Origin of the sequence: Rhodoferax sp. UBA5149 (genome assembly GCF_002413825.1) — a bacterium.
GTDB lineage: Bacteria > Pseudomonadota > Gammaproteobacteria > Burkholderiales > Burkholderiaceae_C > Rhodoferax.
In genome coordinates this window covers 5,490-7,386 of record NZ_DHXT01000003.1, presented here as the reverse complement: position 1 = coordinate 7,386, position 1,897 = coordinate 5,490, and the positions used below count along the sequence as shown (strand labels likewise).

The window sequence follows — 1,897 nt, the reverse complement described above, 5'->3', positions numbered from 1 at the left end:
AATTTAATAGCAAATACGAATTTATCGCGCCACGCCGAGCAGTTTGTCCAGCAGCGCGGGCTGCACCTGCAGGCTGCGCGCCGTGCCGGAATACACCACCGTGCCGCGGTCCAGCACGGCCGCCACGTCAGAGATGGCCAGGATCGCCTGCGGGTGTTGCTCGACGATGATGGCCGACAGACCTTCGTCGCGGGTGATCCGCCGAATGGCGCGCAGCAACTCCTGCACGATGATCGGGGCCAGCCCCTCGCACGGTTCGTCCAGCAACAGCAAGGTGGGGTTGAGCACCAGGGCGCGCCCCAGTGCCAGCATCTGCTGTTCGCCACCTGAGAGCTGCGTACCCAGGTTGGTCTTGCGCTCGGCCAGCCGGGGAAACAGCTCGTACACGCGCTCAGGCGTCCACGGACTGGACGCACGGCCAGCGCGCGCCGGTCGCGCCACCGCCGTGAGGTTTTCATGCACCGTGAGTGACTTGAAAATATTGCGTTCCTGCGGCACCCAGCCAATGCCCGCCGCCGCCCGCTCATGCGAGGGCAGCTTGTGCAACACGACGCCACCCAGCGTGATGCTGCCCGCATGTTGGCGCGTGGCGCCCGCCAACGTATTGATCAAGGTGGTCTTGCCGGTGCCGTTGCGACCCAGCAAGGCCAGCGTCTTGCCTTCTCCGAGCGAGAGCGACACGTCATGCAGCACCACGGCTTCGCCGTAACCGGCACTCAAATCTTCAACTTTCAACAATTCAGACATCAGAGATTCACCCCCGCGCTCATCCCTTGCATGGCATCGTTGATTTCATCCCCATGCCCAAGGTACACGGCCTTGACCCGCGAGTCATTGGCAATCTGATCCGGATCGCCTTCCGTCAGAACGGTGCCGTTGACCAGCACCGTCATGCGATTGGCGAAGCTAAAAACCAGGTCCATATCATGTTCAATCAGCAAAATAGACACATCGGCCGGCAGTGCCGCCACCGTTTGCAGCAGCTCTTCGCGTTCGCCGGCAGGCACGCCGGCCACCGGCTCGTCCAGCAGCAACACGCGCGGCTCGCAGGCCAGCGCAATGGCGATTTCCAGCAAGCGGCGCTTGCCGTAGGCCAGTACACGGGTTTCCTGCGTCATCACGGCGGTCAAGTGAAACTGCTCCAGCAATTGCTCGCAGCGTTCAGTCACGTCTTTGCGCGCGCCCAGGGCCTGCCACCATTTGCCGCCCAGACCCTGCTGCTGCGACACCGTCATGGCCAGCGTTTCCAGCGGCGTGAGGGTGTCAAACAGCTGGTTGATCTGGAAAGTGCGCACCATGCCGCGACGCACCCGTTGGTAAGGCGCGAGCTCGGTAATGTCCTGCCCCTCCAGAATGATTTTTCCGGCTGTGGGCTGCAGCACGCCCGTCAGTAAATTGATGAGTGTTGTCTTGCCCGCACCATTCGGGCCGATCAAGGCATGGCGTGCGCCTTGTCTGAGATCGAGCGTGACGTTGTTGGTGGCCGTGATGCCGCCAAACTTCATCACCAGGCCTTGCGCTGACAGCACCGCGTCCGCCGCGCCTGAGGGGTTGACGGCGCTCACGATTTACGCCCGCCGGAACCGCGCGTGCCCCAAGTCCATGGACGAATCAAACGCTCGCGTCCGACCAGCACCAGCACGACCAAAAACAGACCAATCCAGAAGGTCCAGTACTGCGGCGTGATGCTCGATATGGCGTCCTGCATCAGCTTGAAAACAATGGCGCCGGCCACGCCGCCATACAGCCAGCCGACGCCACCAATCACCACGATCAGCATCACATCGGCCGAGCGGTGAAACTCAAATACATCGAGCGAGGCAAAGCCCGAGGTCTGTGCCAGTAGCGCGCCCGCTGCACCGGCCAGTGCGGCCGCCACCGTGTACACCACGGCCAG

Annotated in this window: 3 protein-coding genes; all 3 read right to left on the bottom strand. The window is 62.6% G+C overall.

Annotation, left to right across the window (positions count from 1 at the left end):
* Positions 1–21 precede the first annotated feature (21 nt).
* Positions 22–747: an ABC transporter ATP-binding protein gene (locus B3V69_RS00110; RefSeq protein ID WP_296442646.1), complete on the bottom strand. Its 726-nt coding sequence runs from the start codon at positions 745–747 to the stop codon at positions 22–24.
* Entirely contained in the window at positions 747–1,505 is a 759-nt protein-coding gene (locus B3V69_RS00105; RefSeq protein ID WP_296442659.1) for an ABC transporter ATP-binding protein, read from the bottom strand. Before B3V69_RS00105 ends, B3V69_RS00110 begins: the two co-directional genes overlap by 1 nt.
* Before the next feature lie 56 nt (positions 1,506–1,561).
* A partial coding sequence (locus B3V69_RS00100; RefSeq protein WP_414707444.1) for an ABC transporter permease subunit occupies positions 1,562–1,897 on the bottom strand: 336 nt, incomplete at its 5' end.

What these genes read in the sequence shown, in the direction of transcription:
- B3V69_RS00110 (WP_296442646.1), bottom strand. Translation starts at nt 747, where the DNA reads ATGTCTGAATTGTTGAAAGTTGAAGATTTGAGTGCCGGTTACGGCGAA.
- B3V69_RS00105 (WP_296442659.1), bottom strand. Translation starts at nt 1,505, where the DNA reads ATGAAGTTTGGCGGCATCACGGCCACCAACAACGTCACGCTCGATCTC.